The sequence below is a fragment of the Micromonospora arborensis genome (assembly GCF_003205615.1).
In the GTDB taxonomy this organism is placed as follows: Bacteria; Actinomycetota; Actinomycetes; order Mycobacteriales; family Micromonosporaceae; genus Micromonospora; species Micromonospora arborensis.
The window spans coordinates 91,918-113,725 of the sequence record NZ_PYBV01000028.1; the positions used below are offsets into that span (position 1 = coordinate 91,918).

21 protein-coding genes are annotated in these 21,808 nt (G+C 73.8%); 8 read left to right on the forward strand and 13 right to left on the reverse strand.

The annotated features are described in order from the left end of the window. Both C7C45_RS22165 and C7C45_RS22170 read left to right on the forward strand, forming a co-directional pair. A complete protein-coding gene (locus tag C7C45_RS22165; protein ID WP_110565616.1) occupies positions 1-1,131 on the forward strand; it encodes a sensor histidine kinase in 1,131 nt (376 codons plus the stop codon). Beyond that, complete coding sequence (locus C7C45_RS22170) at positions 1,128-1,772, forward strand: response regulator transcription factor (protein ID WP_167454790.1); 645 nt, start codon at positions 1,128-1,130, stop codon at positions 1,770-1,772. The genes C7C45_RS22165 and C7C45_RS22170 overlap by 4 nt, the downstream gene beginning before the upstream one ends. A gap of 10 nt (positions 1,773-1,782) precedes the next feature. On the opposite strand, the gene C7C45_RS22175 is transcribed toward C7C45_RS22170, so the two are convergent. Continuing rightward, complete coding sequence (locus C7C45_RS22175) at positions 1,783-2,691, reverse strand: L,D-transpeptidase (RefSeq protein ID WP_110565617.1); 909 nt, start codon at positions 2,689-2,691, stop codon at positions 1,783-1,785. A gap of 202 nt (positions 2,692-2,893) precedes the next feature. On the opposite strand from C7C45_RS22175, the gene C7C45_RS22180 reads away from it, so the two are divergent. Genes C7C45_RS22180 through C7C45_RS22195 form a run of 4 tightly spaced genes read left to right on the forward strand, consistent with a single transcriptional unit; the run spans position 2,894 to position 7,575 of the window. Then, the gene (locus C7C45_RS22180) at positions 2,894-4,531 is read left to right on the forward strand and encodes a ferric reductase-like transmembrane domain-containing protein (protein ID WP_244200496.1); all 1,638 of its coding nucleotides are present in this window, start codon (positions 2,894-2,896) and stop codon (positions 4,529-4,531) included. After that, a complete protein-coding gene (locus tag C7C45_RS22185) occupies positions 4,528-5,994 on the forward strand; it encodes an NADH-quinone oxidoreductase subunit NuoF family protein (protein ID WP_110565618.1) in 1,467 nt (488 codons plus the stop codon). Before C7C45_RS22180 ends, C7C45_RS22185 begins: the two co-directional genes overlap by 4 nt. A gap of 40 nt (positions 5,995-6,034) precedes the next feature. Continuing rightward, positions 6,035-6,655, forward strand: a complete 621-nt coding sequence (locus C7C45_RS22190; RefSeq protein WP_110565619.1) for a TlpA family protein disulfide reductase — start codon at positions 6,035-6,037, stop codon at positions 6,653-6,655. Beyond that, on the forward strand, positions 6,652-7,575 hold the full coding sequence (locus C7C45_RS22195) for a cytochrome c biogenesis CcdA family protein (RefSeq protein WP_110565620.1): 924 nt from the start codon (positions 6,652-6,654) through the stop codon (positions 7,573-7,575). The genes C7C45_RS22190 and C7C45_RS22195 overlap by 4 nt, the downstream gene beginning before the upstream one ends. A 13-nt stretch (positions 7,576-7,588) precedes the next feature. Here the strand turns inward: C7C45_RS22195 and serS are convergent, their stop codons facing one another. The 5 genes from serS to C7C45_RS22220 all read right to left on the reverse strand — a co-directional run bounded on the left by serS (position 7,589) and on the right by C7C45_RS22220 (position 12,885). Then, the gene (serS, locus tag C7C45_RS22200; protein ID WP_110565764.1) at positions 7,589-8,872 is read right to left on the reverse strand and encodes a serine--tRNA ligase; all 1,284 of its coding nucleotides are present in this window, start codon (positions 8,870-8,872) and stop codon (positions 7,589-7,591) included. 96 nt (positions 8,873-8,968) lie between these two features. Then, positions 8,969-10,051 (reverse strand): DNA polymerase III subunit beta family protein, encoded by a 1,083-nt coding sequence (locus C7C45_RS22205; protein WP_110565621.1) that lies wholly within the window; start codon positions 10,049-10,051, stop codon positions 8,969-8,971. Between the two features lie 25 nt (positions 10,052-10,076). Further along, complete coding sequence (locus C7C45_RS22210; RefSeq protein WP_110565622.1) at positions 10,077-11,261, reverse strand: saccharopine dehydrogenase family protein; 1,185 nt, start codon at positions 11,259-11,261, stop codon at positions 10,077-10,079. A gap of 50 nt (positions 11,262-11,311) precedes the next feature. Continuing rightward, positions 11,312-12,448 (reverse strand): alcohol dehydrogenase catalytic domain-containing protein, encoded by a 1,137-nt coding sequence (locus C7C45_RS22215; RefSeq protein ID WP_110565623.1) that lies wholly within the window; start codon positions 12,446-12,448, stop codon positions 11,312-11,314. Beyond that, entirely contained in the window at positions 12,445-12,885 is a 441-nt protein-coding gene (locus C7C45_RS22220; RefSeq protein ID WP_110565765.1) for a hypothetical protein, read from the reverse strand. Before C7C45_RS22220 ends, C7C45_RS22215 begins: the two co-directional genes overlap by 4 nt. 228 nt (positions 12,886-13,113) lie before the next feature. On the opposite strand from C7C45_RS22220, the gene C7C45_RS22225 reads away from it, so the two are divergent. Then, positions 13,114-15,972, forward strand: coding sequence for a helix-turn-helix transcriptional regulator (locus tag C7C45_RS22225; protein ID WP_244200497.1), 2,859 nt, complete (start codon positions 13,114-13,116; stop codon positions 15,970-15,972). 18 nt (positions 15,973-15,990) lie between these two features. On the opposite strand, the gene C7C45_RS22230 is transcribed toward C7C45_RS22225, so the two are convergent. The 5 genes from C7C45_RS22230 to C7C45_RS34190 form a co-directional block, all read right to left on the reverse strand. Next, complete coding sequence (locus C7C45_RS22230; protein ID WP_110565625.1) at positions 15,991-16,539, reverse strand: DsbA family protein; 549 nt, start codon at positions 16,537-16,539, stop codon at positions 15,991-15,993. Beyond that, complete coding sequence (locus tag C7C45_RS22235) at positions 16,536-17,033, reverse strand: redoxin domain-containing protein (RefSeq protein WP_110565626.1); 498 nt, start codon at positions 17,031-17,033, stop codon at positions 16,536-16,538. The genes C7C45_RS22230 and C7C45_RS22235 overlap by 4 nt, the downstream gene beginning before the upstream one ends. A gap of 64 nt (positions 17,034-17,097) precedes the next feature. Next, the gene (locus C7C45_RS22240) at positions 17,098-17,784 is read right to left on the reverse strand and encodes a BON domain-containing protein (protein WP_110565627.1); all 687 of its coding nucleotides are present in this window, start codon (positions 17,782-17,784) and stop codon (positions 17,098-17,100) included. Between the two features lie 660 nt (positions 17,785-18,444). Next, the gene (locus C7C45_RS22245) at positions 18,445-18,843 is read right to left on the reverse strand and encodes a hypothetical protein (protein ID WP_110565628.1); all 399 of its coding nucleotides are present in this window, start codon (positions 18,841-18,843) and stop codon (positions 18,445-18,447) included. 141 nt (positions 18,844-18,984) lie between these two features. Beyond that, positions 18,985-19,122, reverse strand: coding sequence for a hypothetical protein (locus tag C7C45_RS34190; protein ID WP_167454791.1), 138 nt, complete (start codon positions 19,120-19,122; stop codon positions 18,985-18,987). Positions 19,123-19,508: 386 nt separating this feature from the next. Here C7C45_RS34190 and C7C45_RS22250 point away from each other — a divergent pair, with 386 nt between their 5' ends. Continuing rightward, entirely contained in the window at positions 19,509-19,871 is a 363-nt protein-coding gene (locus C7C45_RS22250; RefSeq protein ID WP_110565629.1) for an STAS domain-containing protein, read from the forward strand. Positions 19,872-19,888: 17 nt separating this feature from the next. On the opposite strand, the gene surE is transcribed toward C7C45_RS22250, so the two are convergent. Together surE and C7C45_RS22260 are read right to left on the reverse strand one after the other, a co-directional pair. Further along, positions 19,889-20,716: a 5'/3'-nucleotidase SurE gene (surE, locus tag C7C45_RS22255; RefSeq protein ID WP_110565630.1), complete on the reverse strand. Its 828-nt coding sequence runs from the start codon at positions 20,714-20,716 to the stop codon at positions 19,889-19,891. Further along, positions 20,713-21,675 carry a 1-phosphofructokinase family hexose kinase gene (locus tag C7C45_RS22260; RefSeq protein WP_110565766.1) on the reverse strand — a complete coding sequence of 321 codons (963 nt, stop codon included), beginning with the start codon at positions 21,673-21,675 and terminating at the stop codon, positions 20,713-20,715. Before C7C45_RS22260 ends, surE begins: the two co-directional genes overlap by 4 nt. Positions 21,676-21,808 lie beyond the last annotated feature (133 nt).

A 21,808-nucleotide genomic window follows, 5' to 3' on the forward strand; every position in this document is an offset into this window, starting at 1 on the left:
ATGGACCTTTCGACGGGGCAGTCCCGGTCGGCGAGCCGCCACTGGCGGTTCACCGGCTGGCTGCTGGCAGCCGTGTGGTTGTTCTTCCTGAACGTGCCGCTCGCCACCGCGTGGCACCAGCCACAGCCCTGGCGGCGGGTGCTCGGCGTGGCGGCACTTGTCGCTTTCGCTCTCGGTTACGTGCTGCTGTTCCAGTGGGCCCGCCGGCTGCGGGAGTCGCTGCTGCCGATCCCGGCGGGTCGGGCGCGGGTCGGGCTGTTGCTGCTGCTCGCGGTGGGCCTGGCCAGCATCCCGGGCGCTGGCGGGGACTGGCTGGCCGCCCTGGTCTACGTCGCGGCGGCCGCGGTGTTCCTGCTGCCGCCGCGGGAGGCGTTGGCCTGCGTGGTGGTCTGCGCGCTGACCCCCGCGCTGGCGTCCTGGCTGGTGCCGGGATGGGAGGCGGAGAGCGGCATCTTCTTCGCGGTGCTGCTCGCCTCGTTCGCCATGTTCGGGGTGTCGCGGCTGGCCCAGCGCAACAGCGAGCTGCAGGCCGCCCAGCAGGAGATCGGCCGGCTCGCGGTGGCCGAGGAGCGCGCCCGCGCCGCCCGCGACCTGCACGACATCCTGGGGCACTCGCTGACCGTGGTAGCGATCAAGGCGGAGTTGGCCGGACGGCTGATCGAGGTGGACACCGAGCGTGCCGCCGTCGAGGTGGCCGAGGTGGAGGCGCTGGCGCGGGCCGCGTTGTCCGACGTGCGGCAGACGGTTGGGGCGTACCGCGAGGTCAGCCTCGCCGCGGAGCTGGCCGGCGCCCGCTCCGCGCTGGCCGCGGCGGGCATCGCGGCGGATCTGCCGGCCGAGGTGCCGGAGCTGCCGGACGAGTGGGACCGGTTGTTCGGCTGGGCGGTACGGGAAGGGGTGACGAACGTGGTCCGGCACAGCGGGGCGCGGTGCTGCACGGTCCGGGTGCACCCGGACCGGGTCGAGGTGAGCGACGACGGTCGGGGCCCGTCCACTCCCGACTCCACCGGGCACGGGCTCGTCGGCCTGCGGGAGCGGGCCCGGGAGTTGGACGCCTCGCTGACCGTCGGGCGCCGGCCCGACGGGAGTGGCTTCCTGCTCCGGGTGCACGTCCCGGCGGAGGCCCGGTGAGCGGCCTCGGCGATGAGCAGCCCAACCCGATCCGCCTGCTGCTCGCCGACGACCAGGCGCTGGTCCGGGGCGCGCTGGCGGCGCTGCTCGCGTTGGAGGAGGACCTGACCGTGGTGGCCGAGGTCGGCCGCGGCGACGAGGTGGTGCCCGAGGCCCGTCGCACCGCCCCCGACGTCGCCCTGCTGGACGTGGAGATGCCCGGCCTGGACGGGATCGCCGCTGCCGCCGCGTTACGGGCCGCGCTGCCGGCCTGCCGGGTGCTGATGGTGACCACCTTCGGCCGGCCCGGGTACCTGCGCCGGGCGATGGAGGCCGGGGCGAGCGGCTTCGTGGTGAAGGACACCCCGGCCCGGCAGCTCGCCGACGCGGTCCGCCGGGTGCACGCCGGCCTGCGGGTGGTCGACCCGACGCTGGCCGCCGAAACCCTGGCCGCCGGGGTGAGCCCGCTGACCGAGCGGGAGACCGAGGTGCTGCGGACGGCTCGCAGCGGCGGCACGGTGGCCGACCTGGCCGGGGCGCTGCACCTGTCCGAGGGGACGATCCGTAACCACCTCTCGGCGGCGATCGGCAAGACCGGTGCGCGCAACCGGGCCGAGGCGATCCGGGTCGCCGAGCAGAACGGTTGGCTGCTCGGCGAGTGACGGCTTCCGCTCAGGCGGTCGGCGGCGGGGTGGGCAGCTTGTCGACAACCACCACGCTGCTGCCGGGACGGACCTCGGCCAGCAACTCCCGCTGACCGCTGCGGGTCAGCCGGATGCACCCGTTCGTAGTGTTCTCACCCAGCTCGTCGTCGTTGTGCCAGGTGTGCACCCCGATGTGCGCGCCGCGCAGGCTGTCCGGCACCGACTCCGGGTCGTCGGGCACCGCGCCGAGGGCGTAGACGTCCACTCCGCCGTAGACCTCCTCGGGTGGCGGGGTGCGGCCCAGGATGAAGGTCCGCCCGAGCGGAGTGTCCTGCCCCGACTGGCCGAGGCTCACCTCCCAGGAGCGCACCGCCTTGCCGGCCCGGTACCAGGTGAGTCGGTGGACCTTGCGTTCCACCACGATCTGGTCGCGCAGCGGCACGGTGTCGAACCCGCCGGGAGGCAGCCAGGCGAGCCGCCGGTTGGCGGAGGGCAGCAGGACCGCCGTCCAGCCGGCGCGCCGGTCGGCGATCGGCATGGTCAGGTCGACACCGCTGATCGTCGGTTCGAGGAAGGCTCGCGGTCGGCCGCCGGGTGCGTCGTACGCGGCGAGCCGTTTGGTCGGGTGCGCGCCCTCGGTCAGCGGTGTGGTGTCCATGCTGGCCGGATCGACGGGGAACCCTCCGGGCGCGGGGTCGTAGTCGACCACCGGTAGCCCGGCTGGGGCGGGCGCGGCCGCGGGGATCGACTCCTCCGGGCTCTGCTCGACACTGCTCGGCGTGGGGGCGGACGCCGCAGTCGGCCGGTCGGGGTCCGTCGACTGCGGCGTCAGGGCCTGGCCCACCAGCAGCGCGGCCACCAGCAGCGCGGGTACGGCGATGGCGGCGCCAACCCAGACGCCACGGCGGCGGTACGGGGACATTCGGTCAAAGCGCACGAATCCACTGTATCCGACTTGTGTTGCCAGGAAAGCGTCCCTGCCGGACGAAATGCGACAGCAGGGGTGCCTTCCTGGCTCGGTGGGGGCGGCACAACGCACGCCGCCGCCACTCGGTTCGATTTCGGCCCAGAAATTTCTGGCTACGGGTGATCCGCACGCCCCGCCGGTCCGTACTGGATGGGGGAGCAGGGGTCGGCCGGTGGTACGCCGCCGCGAGACGATCGAGGAGCACATGGCCCGGGCACAGCAGAACCAGAAGGCGGCCACCGTCCGGACCAGCGCCAGCAGTCGGGGGGTGCGCGCCCCGTCCCGGTCGGCGACCACCCTGCTGATCGCGTCGGTGCTCGCCGCGCTCTGGGCAGCGATCATGCTGACTGGCGCCGGCCAGACGGCGTACGCGTACGGCTTCTTCTTCACCGAGTTCTTCGCCGGGGTGGTCTCCCTGGTGGCGTTGAGCCTCACCGTGATGCTCGGTCTGCTCGCCACCGACCGGCTGGTGCTGCGCATCTCGCACCGGGTGCTGATGCAGTCGGCGCACCGGGCCACCGGCGTGCTGGGCGTGGCCGGGCTCGGCTTCCACGTCCTCACCAAGATCGCCACCGGGCGGGCGGCGGCGACCGACGCGCTGGTGCCGTTCGTCGGCGGCCGAGGGCTCTACGTCGGGCTCGGCACGGTGGCCGCCCTGCTGATGGTCAGCGTGATCTGGACCGGCATCATCCGGGCCCGCTTCGCCGGCGTCGGTCCGAAGTGGCTGTGGCGAACGCTGCACTCCACCGCGTACCTGGCCTGGCCGTTCGCTGTCTTTCACGGCCTCAACGCCGGTCGGGCCGCAGCGCCCTGGGTGATTTTCAGCTACCTCGGCTGCATCCTGCTGGTGATCCTGGCACTGCTGGTCCGGCTCTCGGTCACCATCGGACGCCGTAGCCGCGAGCAGCACCAGGCCGCGGTGCACAACGCGGCACTGGCCGGCCGGGACGGTGCGGCGGCCCGTGGCCGATCGCTGCTGAGCCGACGCCGCGGCGCCGACGCGGACAAGCGGCCCGCCTGGGCGGAGAGCACCACCGCCACCTGGGCCGCGCCGGCCGCGCGGCGCGACCCCGAACGGTTCACCGTTCCGGTGGTGCCCGAGCCCGGCTCGCTCGCCGAGCCGACCCGACCCAGTCGACGCCGCCGCGAGGAAGAACCGGCGGCCCGCCGCGACACCGAACGGCCCTCGCGCGGCCGACGCGACGAGGTGGAACCCGCGACCCGCCGGTCGACGCGGCGCAGCGTGGAGCAGACCGTCACCCGGCGGCGCGACGAGGAGGAGTTGGAGCCGGTGACCCGGCGGCGCTCGCGTACCCGGGACGAGGCTGCTCCGAGCGGGCGACGACGCGCCGAGGAACCGGTCACCGAGCGTTCCAGCCGCCGGTCCCGCAGCGAGGACGACGGCAGCCGGTACTCCGCGCCGCCGCAGCCGGTCGAGCCCGAGGAGCCGTGGGACAGCCCGCGCCGGTGGCAGGCCGCCGAGCCGATCTCGGCCGGCCCGGTCTCCGCCGAGCCGATCTCCACCGGCCCGATCTCGGCCAGCCCGATCTCGGCGACGCCGCGCAGCGGCAGCGGCCGGCACAGCGTCGAGGACGACGTGCCGGAGGAGCCGGACTACTGGCGTCCGCCGGCCCGGTACGTGCCCGAAGACGTGCCGCCGCCCGTCGACGACACCCCGACCCTTGTCGACCTGGCGTCCCGGCGCGCTCGACGGGCCGCCGGCGAGGGCCGGTCCGCCAAGCGTCGCAAGGCCAGCGCCGACGCGGTGGACGGGGCGTACTGGGCCGGGCTGCGGGGTGAGGCGAAATGATGCGGACAGCCGTGCCACCGGTCGCCTGCGTGGGCGAGCCCCGGCTCACCGCCGGCTTCGCCGAGTACGGCCGGCTCGACCTGGCCGCGCACGAGGAGGTGCACGGCCCGATCGGTCCGATGGAGCCGGCTCAGCTGCTCCGGCTCGCCGAGGGCATGCAGCTCAAGGGCAAGGGCGGGGCGGGTTTCCCGTTCGCCCGCAAGCTGCGCGCCGTGCTGGAGTCCTGCGAACGGCAGGACCTCGCAGCCGTGGTGGTGGTCAACGCCAGCGAGGGGGAGCCGGCCAGTTGGAAGGACAAGGTGCTGCTGACCCGCGCACCGCACCTGATCCTGGACGGCGCGGCGTTGGCCGCGTACGCGCTGGACGCCGACGAGATCGTCATCGGTGTGGCCGACGACGGGGTCGGCCGGGACTCGTTGATGGAGGCCCTCGAAGAGCGCCGGATGCCGGTGCTGACCACCATCGTCACCGTGCCGCACCGGTTCATCTCCGGCGAGGGCGGCGCACTGGTCAACGGAATCAACGGGCTGCCGCACATTCCGCCCGGCACCAAGAAGCGCTCCAGCGACTCCGGGGTCAGCGGCCTGCCCACCCTGCTGTCCAATGCCGAGACGTACGCCCAGCTCGCCGTCGGGGCGCGACTCGGCCCGTACGAGTACGCGGCGCTCGGCACCGACGACGAGCCGGGCACCGTGCTGCTCACCGTGACCGGCGCGGCGGGCCGACCGGCCGTGGTGGAGTGCACCGCCGGGATGCCGCTGCGCGACGTCCTCGACCTGTGCGAGGTCCCGGAGACCCAGGGCATCCTGATGGGCGGCTACCACGGCAAGTGGATCACGCCGGAGGCGGCGGAGAAGGCCGAGGTCTCCCGCAAGGGCCTGGCCGCGGTGGGTGGCACGCTCGGCGCGGGCATCATCGTCCCGCTCGGTGTCGACACCTGCCCGCTCGGTGAGGCCGCCCAGGTGGTGCGCTACCTCGCCGGTGAGTCCGCCGGCCAGTGCGGGCCGTGCAAGATGGGCCTGCCCGACCTGGCCCGCGCCCTCGACCTGGCCGTCGCCGGCAGTCAACCGGCCGACGTGGTGCGGGCCGCCGCCGGCGAGGTGAAGGGCCGGGGCGCGTGCAGCCACCCGGACGGCACCGCCCGGTTCGCGCTCTCCGCGATCGAGGTCTTCACCGAGGACCTGCGGATGCACAGCACCGGTGACGGCTGCGGCCGGCGGGTCAAGGGCGTGATGGGGTTGCCCGGCGCACCCGATGCCAACCCGCAGAAGCTCACCCTGGACTGGTCGCGCTGCGACGGGCACGGGCTCTGCGCGCACGTCGTACCGGACTTCATCCGGCTCGACGCGAACGGCTTTCCCGCCTTCCCGCCCACCCCCGTGCCGACCTGGCTGCGGGAGGGCGCGCTGAAGGCGGTCAAGGTGTGCCCGGAGCTGGCCCTGCGACTCGCCAAGGCCGAGTAGGGAAGGGCACCTTCCGCACGACTGTCGAACGGAGACGCGGATGCGCAGCTGGCACGCACGGGGATGGCGGTCCAGGGTTGGTGTGGCCCGCCGGGTCGGCACCGCTGCGGCGCTGACCGCCGCCCTGCTCGGTGCGGTCTCCTGCACCGGCACGGCCGACCCGGCACCGGCGGTCGCCGGTACCGCACCGGCGGCCACCGGCACCGCACCGGCCGGCACCGGCACCGGCTCGCCGAGCGTCGCCCCGGCACCGGTGCCGGACGTCCTGCGCTTCACCGGGACCACCCTCACCGGTACCGCGTTCGACGCGGCGCAGTTCGCCGGCAAGCCGGTGGTGCTGTGGTTCTGGGCGCCGTGGTGCGCCACCTGCGCCAGCCAGGCGTGGACGGTGGCGGAGATCGCGCCGAAGTACCGGGACACCGTGCCGATCGTCGGCGTCGCCGGGCTCGGTGAGCAGCGGGCCATGAAGGAGTTCGTCACCGAGTTCGACCTGGCCGGGACGACCCAGGTGGACGACCGCAAGGGCGCGCTCTGGAAGCGGTTCAAGGTGACCGAACAGAGCATCTTCGTGATCATCGACCGGACCGGCACCGTGGTCCACCAGGGTTTCCTGGACGGTGAGGCGCTCAGCGCCCGGGTCGCCGCGCTGGCCGGGGCGTGACCGGCCCGCTGCTGCTCGCGCTGACCGCGGGCATGCTCGGCGCGGTCAACCCGTGCGGCTTCGCGTTGCTGCCCGCGTACCTCTCGCTGTTGGTCGCCGGGGCGTCGGACACCCGCGGCGCGGTCGGTCGCGCGCTCACCGCGGCGGCCGGGCTGACCCTGGGGTACGTGCTGGTCTTCGGCGCGTTCGGCCTGGCGCTCGCGCCGCTCGCCGGTTGGCTGCGACCCCGCCTGCCATGGCTGACCGTGACGCTCGGCGCGCTGCTGGTGCTGGCCGGTTGTTGGCTGCTCGCCGGACGGCGACTGCCCACCCCCGGCTGGTCGGCCCGAGCGCCCCGGCTGACCCGTTCCTGGCCGTCGATGGCCCTGTTCGGCGCGGCGTACGCGTTGGCGTCGCTCGGCTGTGCCATCGCCCCGTTCCTGGCCATCGTGGTGACCAGCCTGCAGGCCGGCTCGACCGGCCATGGGCTGGCGCTGTTCGGGGCGTACGCCCTGGGGATGGGTCTGGTGGTCGCGGTCGCCGCGCTCGGGGTGGCGCTGTTGCGCGACGGTCTGGTGGCCCGGCTGCGTGTCGCCGGCGCGTTGGTGCCCCGCCTCAGCGGCCTGGTGCTGCTGCTCGCCGGAGGTTATGTCGCCTGGTACGGCCGGTACGAGTTGCGGCTGGCCGCCGGCCGCCGAGACGCGCTGCACGACCCGGTCATCCGAGCAGCTTCCCAGCTGCAACACGCCCTGGCCGACACCCTGAACCCAACGGCACTGCTAGCCGCCCTAGCAACCCTCCTACTGACAGCAGCCCTAATCCGCCGCTCCCGCCCCACCCCGCCGCCGCGTCACCCTCCCCGCGATCTTGCACTTACTGTCGCGGCAAAAGCCGCGGAGGGTCCTATTTCGGGGACCGAAAGTGCAAGATCGACGGGATGAGGGGGCGTCGGGTTTAGCGCGGGGTTAGGCGGTCCGTGCCTAGGCGGTCTTGGAGGACCTTGGGGATCAGGACACTGCCGTCGGCCTGCTGGTTCTGCTCCAGGATCGCCGGGAAGAGCCGGCTCGTGGCCAGCGCCGAACCGTTGAGCGTGTGCACGAAGCGGGTCTGCTTGCCGCCCGGCTCGCGGTAGCGGATGGCCGCCCGGCGTGCCTGGTAGTCGCCGCCCCAGGAGACCGACGACACCTCCTTGTACTTGTCCATGCTCGGCATCCACACCTCGATGTCGAGGGTCTTGCGCATGGCGGCGCTGGCGTCGCCGGCCGACAGCAGGCTGCGCTGGTAGTGCAGCCCCAGCTTCTCCACCAGGCTCTCGGCGTGGGTGACCATCTCCTCCAGCGCCGCTTCCGCCTGCTCGGGCAACGTGAACTGGAAGATCTCCACCTTGTTGAACTGGTGGCCCCGCACAGTGCCGCGCTCGTCCGAATGTGAGCCGGCCGCCTCCCGGCGGTAGCACGGCGTGTACGCGAAACGCTTCAGCGGCAGCTTCGGGGTCTCCAGGATCTCGTCCTGGTACGCCCCGAGGATCGCCGTCTCCGAGGTGGGCAGCAGGAACTGCCCGCGCGGGGCGGACTCCGAGTCCAGGTGGTAGACGTCGTCGTAGAACTTCGGGAACTGCCCGGCGGCGAAGCCGGCCGTGTCGAGCAGCAGGTGTGGCGGCAGCAGAAACTCGTAGCCGGCCTTGACGTTCTCGTCGATGAGGAAGTTGAGCAGCGCCCACTCCAGCCGGGCACCCATCCCCGTGTACATCCAGAAGCCGGAGCCGCCGAGCTTCACACCGCGCTCGTGGTCGACGAGACCGAGCATCCGCGACAGCTCCACGTGGTCGCGGACCTTCTCGATCACCGGCGGTTCACCGAAGGTCTTGACGACCCGGTTGGCTTCCTTGCCGCCGGCGACGACATCCTCGGCGGGCAGGTTGGGCAGCTCGCTCATCGCGGTGCGCAGCCGGGACTGCACCTCGTTCAGCTCGAACTCCAGCTCGGAGAGCTGCTTGCGGCCGGCCTCGGGCGCGACGACGTCCGGCTCCCGGCCGGCGCGCTTCGCCTCCGCGTACGCCCGCGCCTCCGCCTTGCGGCGCTGCCGATCGGCGTCGATCTCCGTGATCAGGGCGCGTCGTTCCTGGTCGAGCCGCTGGATCTCGTCCAGGGCACGGGTGACCTCGGCGGGATCCAGGCGCTTCGCCAGCGCGGTCGCCACCGCCTCGCGATCCTTCCGGATCAACTCCATGTCGAGCATGCTGCTCCGTACGCCTCCGTCCGGGGTCACAGGTGGACCACCCGATGCTACCGTCGCGGGCTTTTCGTCCCGGGACGGGGAGTGCTGGCCGCCGGCTCAGAGCCGGATCGGCATGAGCACCGAGTAGGTGTCCGCGTCGTCTGGGCGGCGTACGGCCAGCGGGGCGATCGGCCCGTCCAGCTCCAACACCAGCTGCGGCGCGCCGGCCGCGTTCAACGCGTCCAGCAGATAGCCACCGTCGACCCCGACCCGCAGCTCGTCGGTGCTCAGGTCGGTGGCGGGGAGCAGGCACAGGCCGCCCTGGTCGTCGAGGCCGAGCACGGTGACCGCCAGCGGCCTGCCACCGTGGTCACGGGCGACCGTGGGAGCCGCCGGGTCGGCCAGTGCTGCGCTCAGCGCGGCCACGTCCACCGGGATCCGGCGAGCGTCCGGCCGCTCGCCGACGGCGTCGCGCAGCAGCCGACGGTAGTCCGGGAAGTCGTACGGCAGGGCGGTGCCGGTCAGCGTCCGGCCGGCCACCAGCACCCGCAGGTCCGTACCCGCCACGGTCAGCCGCACCGGCCGGGGGTCGGTGGTGTGCAGCGACGCACGGAGTTCATCGACGAGGGCCACCGGGACGAACACCCGTACCGGCGGGCCGTCGACGTCCGCCTCGGCCCGAGCCAGCGCGAGCCGGTGCCGGTCGGTGGCGACGAGCCGGACGCCGTCGGGCTCCACGTCGAGCAGCACGCCGGAGAGCATCGGCAGCTCCGGGTCGGTGCCGACGGCGAACCGCACCGCGTCCAACGCGGCGGCCAGGCCGGCGGGGGAGAGCAGCAGCATGGTGGTGACGGGCTGGGCCGGGTCCACCAGGGCCCGAAGCCGGGCAACCTCGCGGCGGGCGTCGGCGAGCCCGTCCACCAGCCGACGCAGCTGCGTGTCGAGGAGTTGGTGCACCGCCGCCGGTTCGGCGCGTACCGCGGCGGCGATCTCCGGCACCGGCATGCCGATCCGGCGTAGCCCGGCCACCAACCGGGCCGGAGTGATCTGCTCCTCGGTGTACCAGCGGTAACCGGTCACCGGGTCGACCAGGGCCGGCTCCAGCACCCCCGCCGAGTCGTAGAAGCGCAGTGCGCTGACGGTCAGGCCGCTGGCGCGGGCCAGCTCGCCGATGCTGTGCAGGTCGCTCACGCTGGGCATCCTGCCCCCTCGACCCGGTCGAGGGTCAAGCCGTGCCCTGCTTCAGCACCCGGAAGGTGAGGCCGGCCCGGACGAGCCGGTCGAGCAGCGCGTCACCCATCGCGGCGACCGGGGTGAGCTGCCCGGCGGTCGGCGGCAGCTCGTCGAGCGCCAGGCAGAGCGCCGACTCGCCGAGCATCTTCGCCGTCTCGTCGTAACCCGGGTCACCGCCGGCGACCTCGGTGACCACCCGTCGCCCACCGCCGGTGCCGACGAACCGGACCCGGAACCAGGACGCCGCCCGCTGCTGAGCGCTGGGCCCCTGCCCGGAAGCGAGTCGACCGAGCAGCCAGCGTCGGCTGGGCGGCAGCTTCACCAGCCCGATCAGCGCGCCGAGCCCGACCGCGCCGACCACCACGGTGGGCAGCCGCTGCACGGCGGCGAAGTGTCGGTAACGGAAGTCCGGGCCGTACTCCGGGCGGGCCGCCGCCGAACGACGGATCACCTGCGGATCGATGGTCGGCAGTGGCACGGTCCAGATGCCCAGCTCCGCCGAGCGGGCCAGCCGCCCGGGCACCGCCCGGACCCGACGGTCGGTGGGGCGCGGTTCGACAGCCCGGCGGTCCCGGGCGGCCTGGCTGGCCTGCCCGGTGCGGGAGAACGCGGTGAGCGCCGAATGGTAGGTGCCGGCGGAGACCCGGCCACCGGCGCGCACGTAACCGTCCACGGTGATCGGGACGTCGGCGGGCAGTTGCTTGATGGTGAACCAGACGCCCAGGTCGTGCGGGACGGAGTCGAATCCGCAGGCGTGCACCAGCCGAGCGCCGGTGCGGGTCGCCTCGGCGTGGTGACGCACGTACATCAGGTCGACGAACTCCGGCTCGCCGGTGATGTCCAGATAGTCGGTGCCGGCCGCCGCGCAGGCCGCGACGAGCGGCTCACCGTGGTGGATGTACGGGCCGACCGTGCTGGCCACCACCCGGGCGGACTCCGCCACCGCGTGCAGCGAATCGGCGTCGGTCATGTCGGCGGTGAGCAGCGGCAGGTCGGCCAACGTCGGGTCGATCGCGGCGAGCCGATCCCGTGCGGCGGCGAGGCGGTCCGGGTTGCGGCCGGCCAGCGCCCAGCGCAACCTGGCCGGGGCGTGTCGGGCCAGGTACTCGGCGGTCAGACCTCCGGTGAACCCGGTCGCTCCGAACAGCACCACGTCGTACGTTCGCTCCCCAGCCATCTCCGAAGTCTGCCATCCGGGTACGCCGATGAGTGATCACGAGTGGGGCGTCAGGGCGTGAACACGGCTCGTACACAGCCGTCGGCCCGGTCCCGGAACAGCTCGTACCCCTGCGGACCGTGCTCCAACGGCAGCCGGTGGGTGGCCAGGTGTTCGGTGCGCAGCTCGTCGCGGGCCATCCGGTCCAGCAGCATCGGTACGTCCCGCAGGTCCGGCCGACGGGCCCCGCGCAGCGTGAGTCGCCGGTCGGTCACCGCGCCCAGCGGGAACGCGTCGACGAACCCGTCGGTCGCGCCGAGCACCACCACCACACCGCCCTTGCGGCAGGCGTGCACGGCCTCGCGGCTCGCGTCCGGGCGGTCGACGGATCGGCCACCGAACCGGTCTGGCGGCGGGGCGCCGACCGCGACCACGCACACGTCCGGCCCACGTCCACCGCTGCGGTCGCGCAGTTCGGCCGCGACGTCGGTACGGCGGTAGTCCAACGGTTCCGCGCCGGAGTGCCGCTCGGCCATCCGCAACCGGTCCTCGTGCCGGTCCACCACCAGCACCCGGGCGGCACCGTGCAGCACCGCCGCCCGGGCGGTCAACTGGCCCACCGCACCGGCGCCCCAGATCGCCACCACGTCACCGGGCCGCACGGCACCCAACTCCGCGGCCAGCCACCCGGTCGGCGCGGCGTCGGCGGCGAACAGTGCCCGGTCGTCGTCGACCGCGTCCGGCACCCGGAACGCGCCCACGTCGGCGTACGGCACCCGCACGTACTCGGCGTGACCGCCCGCGAAGCCGCCCGCCGCTCGGGGGCGGCCGAAGCAGCCGGCGTCCGAGCGTCCCCAGTCCGGGTCGACGCTCGCCGGGTCGGCATGGGCGTTGTCGCAGCAGGAGTGCAGGCCCTGGCGGCAGTACCAGCACCCACCGCAGGCGACGCTCGCACCGACGACCACCCGGTCGCCGGTCCGGTGCCGGCGAACCCCGGGGCCGACCTCGACCACCTCGCCGAGGAACTCGGCCCCGAGCACGTCGCCGGCCCGCAGCAGCGGATCCCGGCCGGCCAGCAACGGCAGGTCCCCGCCGCAGGTCGCACTGCGGCGTACCCGGACGATCACGTCACGCTCGTTGCGCAGCTCCGGGTCGGGGACCTCGCGTACCGCCAGCTCGTCGGCGGCCACCCAGCACAGCGCCCTCACCCGCGGACCTCGGGGCGGTCCAGCGCGGACCGGTCCGCGCGCAGCACCTCGCCGGCCTCCACCCGCTGCTTGACCTGGCGCAACGTCCGGCGGACCAGCAGGTGAGGGTCGTCGCCGACCAGGTGCGCGGCCAGCCCGGTGGGCGGGGTGGCACCGGCCATCGGCCGGGCGGCCAGCTCGGTGCCCCGGTCCCCGGGCGCCGCCCGCACCCGCACCTCGACCGCGCCGTCCAGGCGGCGCAGCGGTTCGGGCCAGCGGCCGTCGGGGAGCACCTGCTCCGGCGGCCGGTCGACCGTCACCACCTCCCACCGGGCCGGCGCGGCCGGGTCGCGGTCCGCGCCGGTCCGGCCGCGCCACCGGGGTACGCGCCACAACCGCACCACCCCGGTCAGCGCCGCGCTGCCGAGGGCGGGTCCCGCCCGCGCCAGCCGTCCCATCGGTCCCACCCGTCCCACCCGTCCTCCCGGTTCACGTCCCTCGATCATCGGTCGCGGTCGGGTGAAGCGTGCTCGCCCGGAAGGGGTGAACCGGCCCGCGTCGGGTAACCGCTCGCCGACCGGGGGCGGAACGCGTGATGGGGGTGGGGCTGAGTGCCAGCACAGCAGAATCGTGTACGGGTCGACACGGCGCGTGAGCGCCCGGCGGACACAGCCCCGGAGCGCCCGGTGGAGTCACCGCTGCTGGCGTCCCGGCTGACTCCGGCCGTGCCGGCGGAGCCGGTGGTGGCCCGGCCCCGACTGCTGCGTCGCCTGGACGAGGCCAGTGCCGGGCCGGTCACCCTGGTCGCCGCCCCCGCTGGCTGGGGCAAGACCACGTTGCTCGCCACCTGGGCGCGGCTGGCCGGCGCTTCGCCCGAGGTCGACCCCGGGGCGATCGTGCCCGACTCCGGCCAGGTGTCGGTCGAGCCCGAGGCCGGTCCGGTCTCGGCCTGGGTGTCGGTGGAGGTCGGCGACGACGGGGACCGGCTCTGGGCGTACCTCGCGGCAGCGCTGCGTTCGGCGACCGGGTCAATGGAGGGTGGCCCGGTGCCGGACCGGCTGCCGCGCCCCGACCAGCTGGAACGGCTGGCCGCCACGCTCGCCGACGCGGACCAGCCGGTGCTGCTGATCCTGGACGACCTGCACCGGGTCGCCGACCCGGCGGCGCTGACCGGCTTGGAGTTCCTGCTGCGGCATGCCGGTCGGCGGCTACGCCTGGTGGTCGGGGCGCGGGCCGGGTTGCACCTGCCGCTGCACCGGCTCCGCCTCGCCGGCGAGCTGACCGAGATCGGCCCGGACGATCTGGCGTTCACCGACGACGAGGTGGCAGATCTGCTCACCGCGCACGGCGCGGCCCTGCCGGCGGTCGCCGTGCACCGGCTGCGCGAGCGCACCGGCGGCTGGCCGGCCGCGCTGCGCATCGCCGCCCTGGCGGTGCGTGGGCAGCCCGACCCGGAGCGCTGGGTGGGGCAGTTCGGTGGTGACCAACCGGAGATCGCGGGATACCTGCACGAGGAGGTTCTCGCGACGCTCGACCCGGCCGAGGTGGACCTGCTGCGCCGTACCGCCCTCGTCGAGCACGTCTGCGCCGACCTGGCCGAGGCGCTGACCGGCCGCGCCGACGCCGGGCAGGCGCTGGCCGACCTGGCCGGGACCGGTGGCCTGCTGCACCGGGAGGACACCCGCCCGCCCTGGTACCGCTGCGAGCCCCTGCTCGCCGACCTGCTCCGCGCCGACCTGGCCCGGCTGCCCGGTCACGAGCTGCGTGAGCTGCACGTACGGGCCGCCGACTGGTACGCGGGCGACGGCCGGCCCGCCGACGGTCTGCGGCACGCGCTCGCCGCCGGCCGGTGGGACCTGGCCGGTGACCTGTTCGTCGCGCACTGGCCGGAACTGACCCGGTACGACCCCGACCCGGTGCACGCCCCGACACCCGTGTCGCCGCCGACGGAGGTGATCCGCGCGGATCCGGAGGTGGCGTTGGCGTTCGCCGCCGAACGTGCGTACGCCGGTGATCTCCCGGCCGCCACCAGCCACCTCCGTGCCGCCGCCGGGCACGCCGCGGGCCTGCCGGTGCCGCGGCGGGACCGGTTCCTGCGGTTGGTCACCGCGCTGGAGCTGACCGTGGCCCGGCTCGCCGACGACCCGGCGGAGGCCCGCGCCGCCGCCGCCCGGCTGCTGCGGACCCGACCGGCGGGCGCCACGCCGACCCGAGTGCCGGACTCCGCGCCGCCCGGGGTGACCAGTTCCGCTCCGACGGCCGGTGGGGGCGGCGCCGCCGACGACGCGGACCTGCGGGCGTTCACGGGCACCGCGCTCGGGCTTGTCGAGTTGACCGAGGGCGCGCTACCGACCGCCCGGTTCGTCCGGGCCCGGGCGGCGGCCCGGGAAGCCGGCCGGCCGCGTACGGAGTTGGTCGACACCAGCCGGGCCGCGCTGCTACTGGCAGTACGTGGTGAGCTGCGAGCGGCAGAGCAGGCGGCCCGCGACGCACTGGGCATGCCACCCTGTCGGGGCTGGTCCTGTCGGCTCGACTGCGCCTACGCGTACCTGGCGTTGGCCCTGGTGGCGTTGCTGCGTGACCAGCCCGAGGAGGCCGGGGCGAACCTCGCCCTCGCCGGCCCCGCGCTCGGTGTCGCCAGTGGGTGGGTCGGTGCGTCCGAGGCGACCACCGGCGACGGGTGGTTTGCCGCTGCCTCCGGCACCGGCGACGGGTGGCTTGCCGCTGCCTCCGGTGAACCGGTCGCGGCGGCGGTGGCCGCACTGTGCCGGTCGCAACTGCACCGCGACTCCGGTGACCCGGCGGCCGGCCAACGCCTGCTCGTCCGGGCCCGGGAAGCGCTGGCCGTCCGGACGTCCGCCGCCGAACTGGCCGGGCTGCTGCGGGCCGCCGAGGCCGAACTGCGTGCTGAGCGGGGTGACCTGAACGCCGCCCGCGAGCTGCTGGGCGACGCCGCCGCCGACGGGACCCAGCCGGCGCTCGCGGTGGCGCTGGCCAAGGTGGAACTGCTGGCTGGCGATGCCGCTGCCGCCGGGCGGACCCTGCCGGCCTGGCAGGCGCCAGTGGCCACCGCCTGGCCCCTGCCGGTACGCCTGGACGCGGGCCTGCTCGACGCGGTGCTGGCCGAGCAGGCCGGCGACGGGCGTCGGGCAGGTCGGATCCTGGAGCAGGTGCTGGATCTGGCTGGCCCACAGGGTTGTCGGCGGGTCTTCACCCGCGCCGAACCGGCCGTCCGGGCTCTGCTGGCCGCACACCTGGACGCGGGGACCGCGCACTTCGCGCTGGTGAGTGACCTGGTGCGGGGGGCCGGAAAGAGCACCCGGCCGGCCGCCGAGCCCGCAGGCACGCTCGACGAGCCGCTCACCGAGCGGGAGCTGACCATCCTGCGCTACCTGCAGAGCATCCTGTCCAACGTGGAGATCGCCAGCGAGTTGTCCCTCTCGGTCAACACGGTGAAGACCCACGTTCGCAACATCTACCGCAAACTCGACGCGACCCGCCGGCGCGAGGCGGTCCGGCGGGCGCGCGAGTTGCGGCTGATCTGAGCGGGAGCGGGATCGTGGTCAGGCGTTGCTCGCCCCGTCCACGGCCGCCAGGAGATCCGGCAGGTCGTATCCGCCCTCGTGCCGGACACCGTTGACGAACAGGGTGGGGGTGCCGTTCACCCCGCTGCGAATGCCGCCCACGAAGTCCCGGCGTACCCGGTCCGCGTGCGCTCGGCTCTCCACCTCGGCGTTCAACTCGTCCGGCGGCAGCCCGACCTGCTCGACACCGAGCGAGAGGTGCACCGGGTCGAGTTGGTCCTGGTGCTCGTAGAGCCAGTCGTGCATCTCCCAGAACCGGCCCCGGACCGCCGCGGCCTCGGCCGTCTCGGCGGCGCGTTCGGCGTACGGGTGGACGTTGGCGATCGGGAAGTACCGGTAGACCAACCGCACGGTGTCGGCCCGCTGCCGCAGCACCTCGTGCAGGTTCGGGTAGGCAGCACCACAGAACTGGCACTGGAAGTCGCCGTACTCGACGATGGTCACCGACGCGTCGGCCGGCCCCCGGATGTGGTCCGCGGTGGTCACCGGGTCCCGGAGTCGGGCGGTGACCTGCAGTGGCGTGGTCATCCGGCCATCACCTTCCGATCGGCGGCGAGTTGGTCGAGCGCGTCGAAGATGCCGTCGGCGCCCGGGTTGACGTCGGGCGGGGAGCGGTAGCTCCAGGTCACCTTGCCCGTCGGGTCGAGCACCACCAGCGCGCGGTCCGCCTCACCCTGCGCGTTGTACGCGCCGTAGCGGCGGGCAACCGCACCCTTCGGCTCGAAGTCGGCCAGCAGAGGGAACTCGATGCCCCGGCTCTCCGCGAAAGCCCGGTGCGACCAGATGCTGTCCACCGAGACGCCGAGCACCACCGCCTTGTACTGCGCGAAGACGGGTGCCGCCGACTGGTAGAGCGACATCTGGTCACCGCAGACCGGGCTCCAGTCGGCGGGATAGAAGGCGAGCACGACCGGCCGGCCACGGAACTGCTCGGGCCCAACCAGGCCCCCGTCCGGGGTGGCCGGCAGGGTGAAACCGGGCGCGGGACGCCCCGGTTGGATCAGCCCGTTCGGATCACTCATGCCACCAGCCTGCTCCCGGGGTGGGTGAGGTCGGCTCACCCGCCCCGGGTGGTTTCGCGCTCGCTCAGCGCAGCACCGGAGCGACCGCGATGTGGTTCTGCACCTCCCGGATGCCGGGTGCGGACCAGGCCACCTGCTCCACCTCGGCCCGTTCGGGCATCGAGTGCACCAGACCGGCGAGCACCGCGGTGTCGCCGTGCACCCGGACGCTGATCCGTTCGGCCTCGGTCGCTCCGGCCCGGGTGAGGGCGTCGACGATCCGATTGGCCAGGTTCTGGCCGTCCGGCGCGGCGGCCGGCTGGACGGCGATGCCGTTGCTCACCCCGCGTACGCCGGTCAGCCGCCCGACCGCCCGTTCGGCGGCGCGGCGCTGGTATTCCCACTCGACCTCACCGTGCAGGGTCACCCAACCGGCCGAGACGGTCACCTGGAGCTTCTCGATGGGTACGAACGCGTCCCATTCCAGCGCGTGGCTGGCCGCGGCGGCCAGGTCGGGGTCGGCGCGCTCAGCACCGCTGTCCAGTTGGACGGCCAGGTCATTGGCGACCGCCCGGACCCGGGCGACCCGGTGCGCGGCCCGCTCGGCGGCCCATTTCTTGGCGTAGCTGTCCACTCGGCCGTTCAGCGTGACGACGCCCTCGGCGACGGTAACGCCGATCTCGTGTGGCTGCACCCGCGGTTCCCAGGTCAGCTCGTCGAGTACGGCGGACTGGATGTCCTGGTCGGTGCGGCCGATCTCCGCGATCGCCATCTGGCCCTCCCTCGGTGCGTGGGTGGCGGACTCGGGTGGCGGCTGCGGCCGAAGGTCCGCCGGTGTCCGAGGCTGCCGCCGCCCCGGGTGAAGCGTCCTCGCCCGAACCGGGTGACGGCACCGTCGGGCTTCTTCGCCAGGGCCACGAACATCGATGATGGGAGCGCTTCCAAAGCGAGCGCATTTCGGTTACGGTAATCGCGTTCCTCGATCGCGGGAGCCGTCGCGTCGGGTGGCGGGAGCCAGGGCAGCTCCGCCCGTCCCGTCGTCGTGCTCGTCCCCCGGGCCACGGCGGCATCCACTCCGGTCGACCCCGTCCCCCGAGGCCCGGTCCGGAGAGGAAGCACCGACGGGCCGGAGTCTCGCCCGGACGGTCCTGCCCGTGCCCGGGATCACGAGTCGCCGGCCACCCCCACCCGTGCGAGTCGCTGACCTGGTGATCCGGGCGCCCCGGACCGCCACCTGAGCACCGGTCCGCCGGGCTGCCTGAGGGGTCCGGCACCCGGCGGGCCGGCCCGGCTCCTTGGCTCATGCGTCGATCCTGCTCGTTCTCACCACTGTCGTCCCACCAGCAGAACTCCATGATCGACTGTGCCGGCGCAGACGCGGCGGAGCCCCGCTCCACCGTGGTTGAGCGGGGCTCGGCGGATTGCCTGTCGTTCAGACCGCGGGGGAGTTGGGGCGGTCCACGTCGACGAACTCCACATCGTCGATGGCGTGGTCGTCCCGGCTGCCGGCGGCCCGCGCGGCGGAACCGACGGCCCAGCCGACCGCCGCGCCGACCAGCGCGGCACCGATCAGCAGCGTCCAGGGCAGAGCCGGCTGCCGGCCGGCGAGCGCGTCGAAGGCCAGCGAGGCACGGCGCCGCGCCTCGTCGGCGGCGGAGCCCACCAGGTCACCGGCTCCGTCGGCGAGGTCACTGCTGTTGCGGCGCGCGGAGCGGGCGGTGTCCCGGACACTGTCTCCGGCGGAGCTGACGGCGGAGAGCAGGTGCTCCCAGGCCTGGTCCGCGATCCGCTCCGGCCTGGAACGGCGGTCCAGCAGGTTCGTTCCGAACATCGTGGTTACCTCCTCGGGTGCCGAAGCCGCCGGCCACTTCGGACTTCGGCGTCTGTTCAGCGCGTCACGGTTCGCCTACCCCGCCAGTGCCCAGGGCCGCCCGGGCGCAAACCCGGCCGGGGTCGGCCCGCCGCCAGGAAGTCAGCGCACCACTGCCACGGCGACGCCGCGGGCGAAGTCGTCGTCATCGTCATCGTCGTCTCCGCCGCCGAAACCGCAGGCCAGTACGAGGGCGAGCAGTACGCCGACGCCGGCCAGCCCCGCAAGTCGCTTGATCATCGAAGGTCCTCTCCGTAACGGTGGGTGTCCCGGCCCGATGCTAGGCGGCGTCGGCAACCGTGGGCGGGGTTCCGGCGGGGTGTCCGCAGGCGACACGCCGGTCGCGCGGGGGCGGCGTCGGTAGTGGGCCGGCTGTCGGGCGCGTCGGGCCCGAACCGCTACCCTGGTTCGGCGGCGCGTCGGTCACGACCGATCGTCGCGGACCAGATAACGAAAAGTCTTGACTAATCAGATACTCAAAAGTGCGGATATGGGCGGCTTTGTGGGTCCGGATCCGCGAATTGCTCATCCCGAGGGGTGGCGACCGAGGCCGTCAGAGGAATACTCTCGGTCGCGGCCCGCGTACTGATGAGGCGCCCGGGGGACGGGCGGGTGGAGGTGCTCGCGTGAGCCTGTCGATCGTGAAGTCGGTTTTGTCTGGTGGTGTCGTGGAGATCGCCCCGCGTGGCGAGATCGACGTCGACACAGCGTACGAGGTGCGCGAGGCGATCGCGGAGGTGCTGGCCAAGAGCCGGCCGCTCCGCATCGAGCTCAACATGAGGCTGGTCACCTTCATCGACTCCGTCGGCATCAGTGCCATGGTTGCCGGCTTCCAGACGGCCGAGGTGAGCGACGTCAAGCTGGTGGTCACCGAGCCGAGCCGGTTCGTGCACCGGCAGCTCTGGGTGACCGGCCTGCTCGGCCTGTTCGGTGCCCCGGAGCCCTACTTCGCCGGCGCCGGCACCCCCGAGGTGCTGCCCGGCGCCTGAGCGCGCCGGCATCCCTGTCAGGGCTGGTCGTCCAGTCCGGTCAGGTCGACGTCCGTGGCCTCGGTGACTGCCCGGATGGCCGTCACCGAGGCGTAGCCGGCGGCCAGTAGCGCCACGTCCGTGCCGGGCTGCGCGGCCTGCCCCGGCTCCTCCAGCGACGTCCGGACGAAGCCGTGGCCGGATTCGGCGACCGTCATCTGCACCTGGCCGAAGCTGGCCAGTGTGCCCCGGCGTACCCCGCGCAGCCGCCCGTGCGGCAGGTCCGGGGCGTTCACGTTGAGCACGCTCTCGATCGGCGCGGAGGTCAACCGGGGGAGCAGGTCCAGGGCGACCCGCGCGGCGGTGCTCCAGTGCCGCTCGGCGTCGCGTACCCGGGCGGCGGCGTCCACGGCGGCCCCACCGCTCGCGGCCGTCGCCTCGCCCGCGGAGAGCACGTCGAGTGAGACCGCCATCGCCCGGCAGCCGTTCGTGGCGGCGGTGAACGCGGCACCCACCGTCCCGGAGTGCAGCACGGCCCGGCCGGCGTTGGCGCCCCGGTTGATACCGGACAGCACCACCGACGGCGGTGGGCCGAACGCGCCGTGCAGGGCGATCAGCGTGATGAAGCCGGGGGAGCCACCAACTCCGTACGCCGGCACACCCGCCAGGTCGGGCAGCGGGTGGTCGTTCACGACGACCCGCCCGTCCCGCTCCATGGCGCTCATCGCGGCGCTGGTGCCGCTCGCCTCCTCCAGCGGCGCGGCGACCACCACGTCCAGGCCCCGCTGCGCCGCCGCCCAGGCCAACGCCTGGATGCCGGGCGCGGCGATCCCGTCGTCGTTGGTGATCAGCACCCGCAGCGTCATCGCTCGACCACCCGGTCGGCCAGCTCGTCCGGGGTGGTCCGCTCCTGTGGCCGGCTGTCCGCCGGCACCAGCCGAACCCGGTCGACCAGGCCGGTGATCGAGTCCAACCGGCCGGTGCCCAGGCCGTGTCGGGTCACGTTCAGCGCGCCGGCGGCAGCGCCGGTCCGGATGGCGGTCCGGATGTCCCCGCCTCTGGCCACGACGGCGGCCACCCCGGCGGTCATCGAGTCGCCCGCGCCGCGCGGGTCGGCGGCTTCCAGCCGGGGCATCTCGACCTCGAACAGCTCCCCGTCGATGAGCGCCAGCGCCGGCTGGTCGGCCCGGCTCACCACCACCGTCTCGGCGCCGGCGGCGTGCAGTTCGTACATGGCCCGGGTCAGCTCCAGGCTGTCGTCGCTGCGGGCGCGGCCGTCGCGGATCAGCTCCTCGTGACTCACCTTGAGGAAGAACACGCCGCTCTCCAGCACCGAGCCGAGATGATCGCCGGAGAGGTCGACCACCACCCGGCCGCCGTTTGCGCCCAGGTCGGCGGCGAAGCGCCGGTACAGGTCGGCCGGGACGAGCCACGGCTCGTTCGGCCCACTGAGCACGCTCACCGAGGCCCGCAGGCCCTCGCCGAGGGCCAGGTTGTACAGCTCGTCGATCTCGTGCCGGCTCAGCGGCTGCCCGGGTACGTCGGCGATCTCCTGCCGGGAGCCGTTGCGGCGGTCGTGCACGTACCCGCCGCTGCCGGAGTCACGTACCACCACCTTGAGGTCCACGCCCTCGCTGACCAGTAGCGGCTCCAACACCTGGCCGATCTCCCCGCCGAGGGCGGCGCAGAGCACCACGTCGACGCCGAGCGACATCACCATCCGGGCCTGCCAGACGCCCTGCCCGCCGGGGTGCAGGTGCAGCTCGGGATGGTCGTTCGGCTGGTCCACGGTCACCGTGAGCTGCGGAGTCGGCGCGAAGACCATGACGTGCCCGCTCACCGGTCGTCGCCGTTCATGATGTCGTCGATTGGGTGATTCATCATCAACCGACCTTAATGGGACAGGCCGTGGCACGGCATCCCATCCGGTGGGGTTCGTCCTGGGGTTGGCCGCCGTC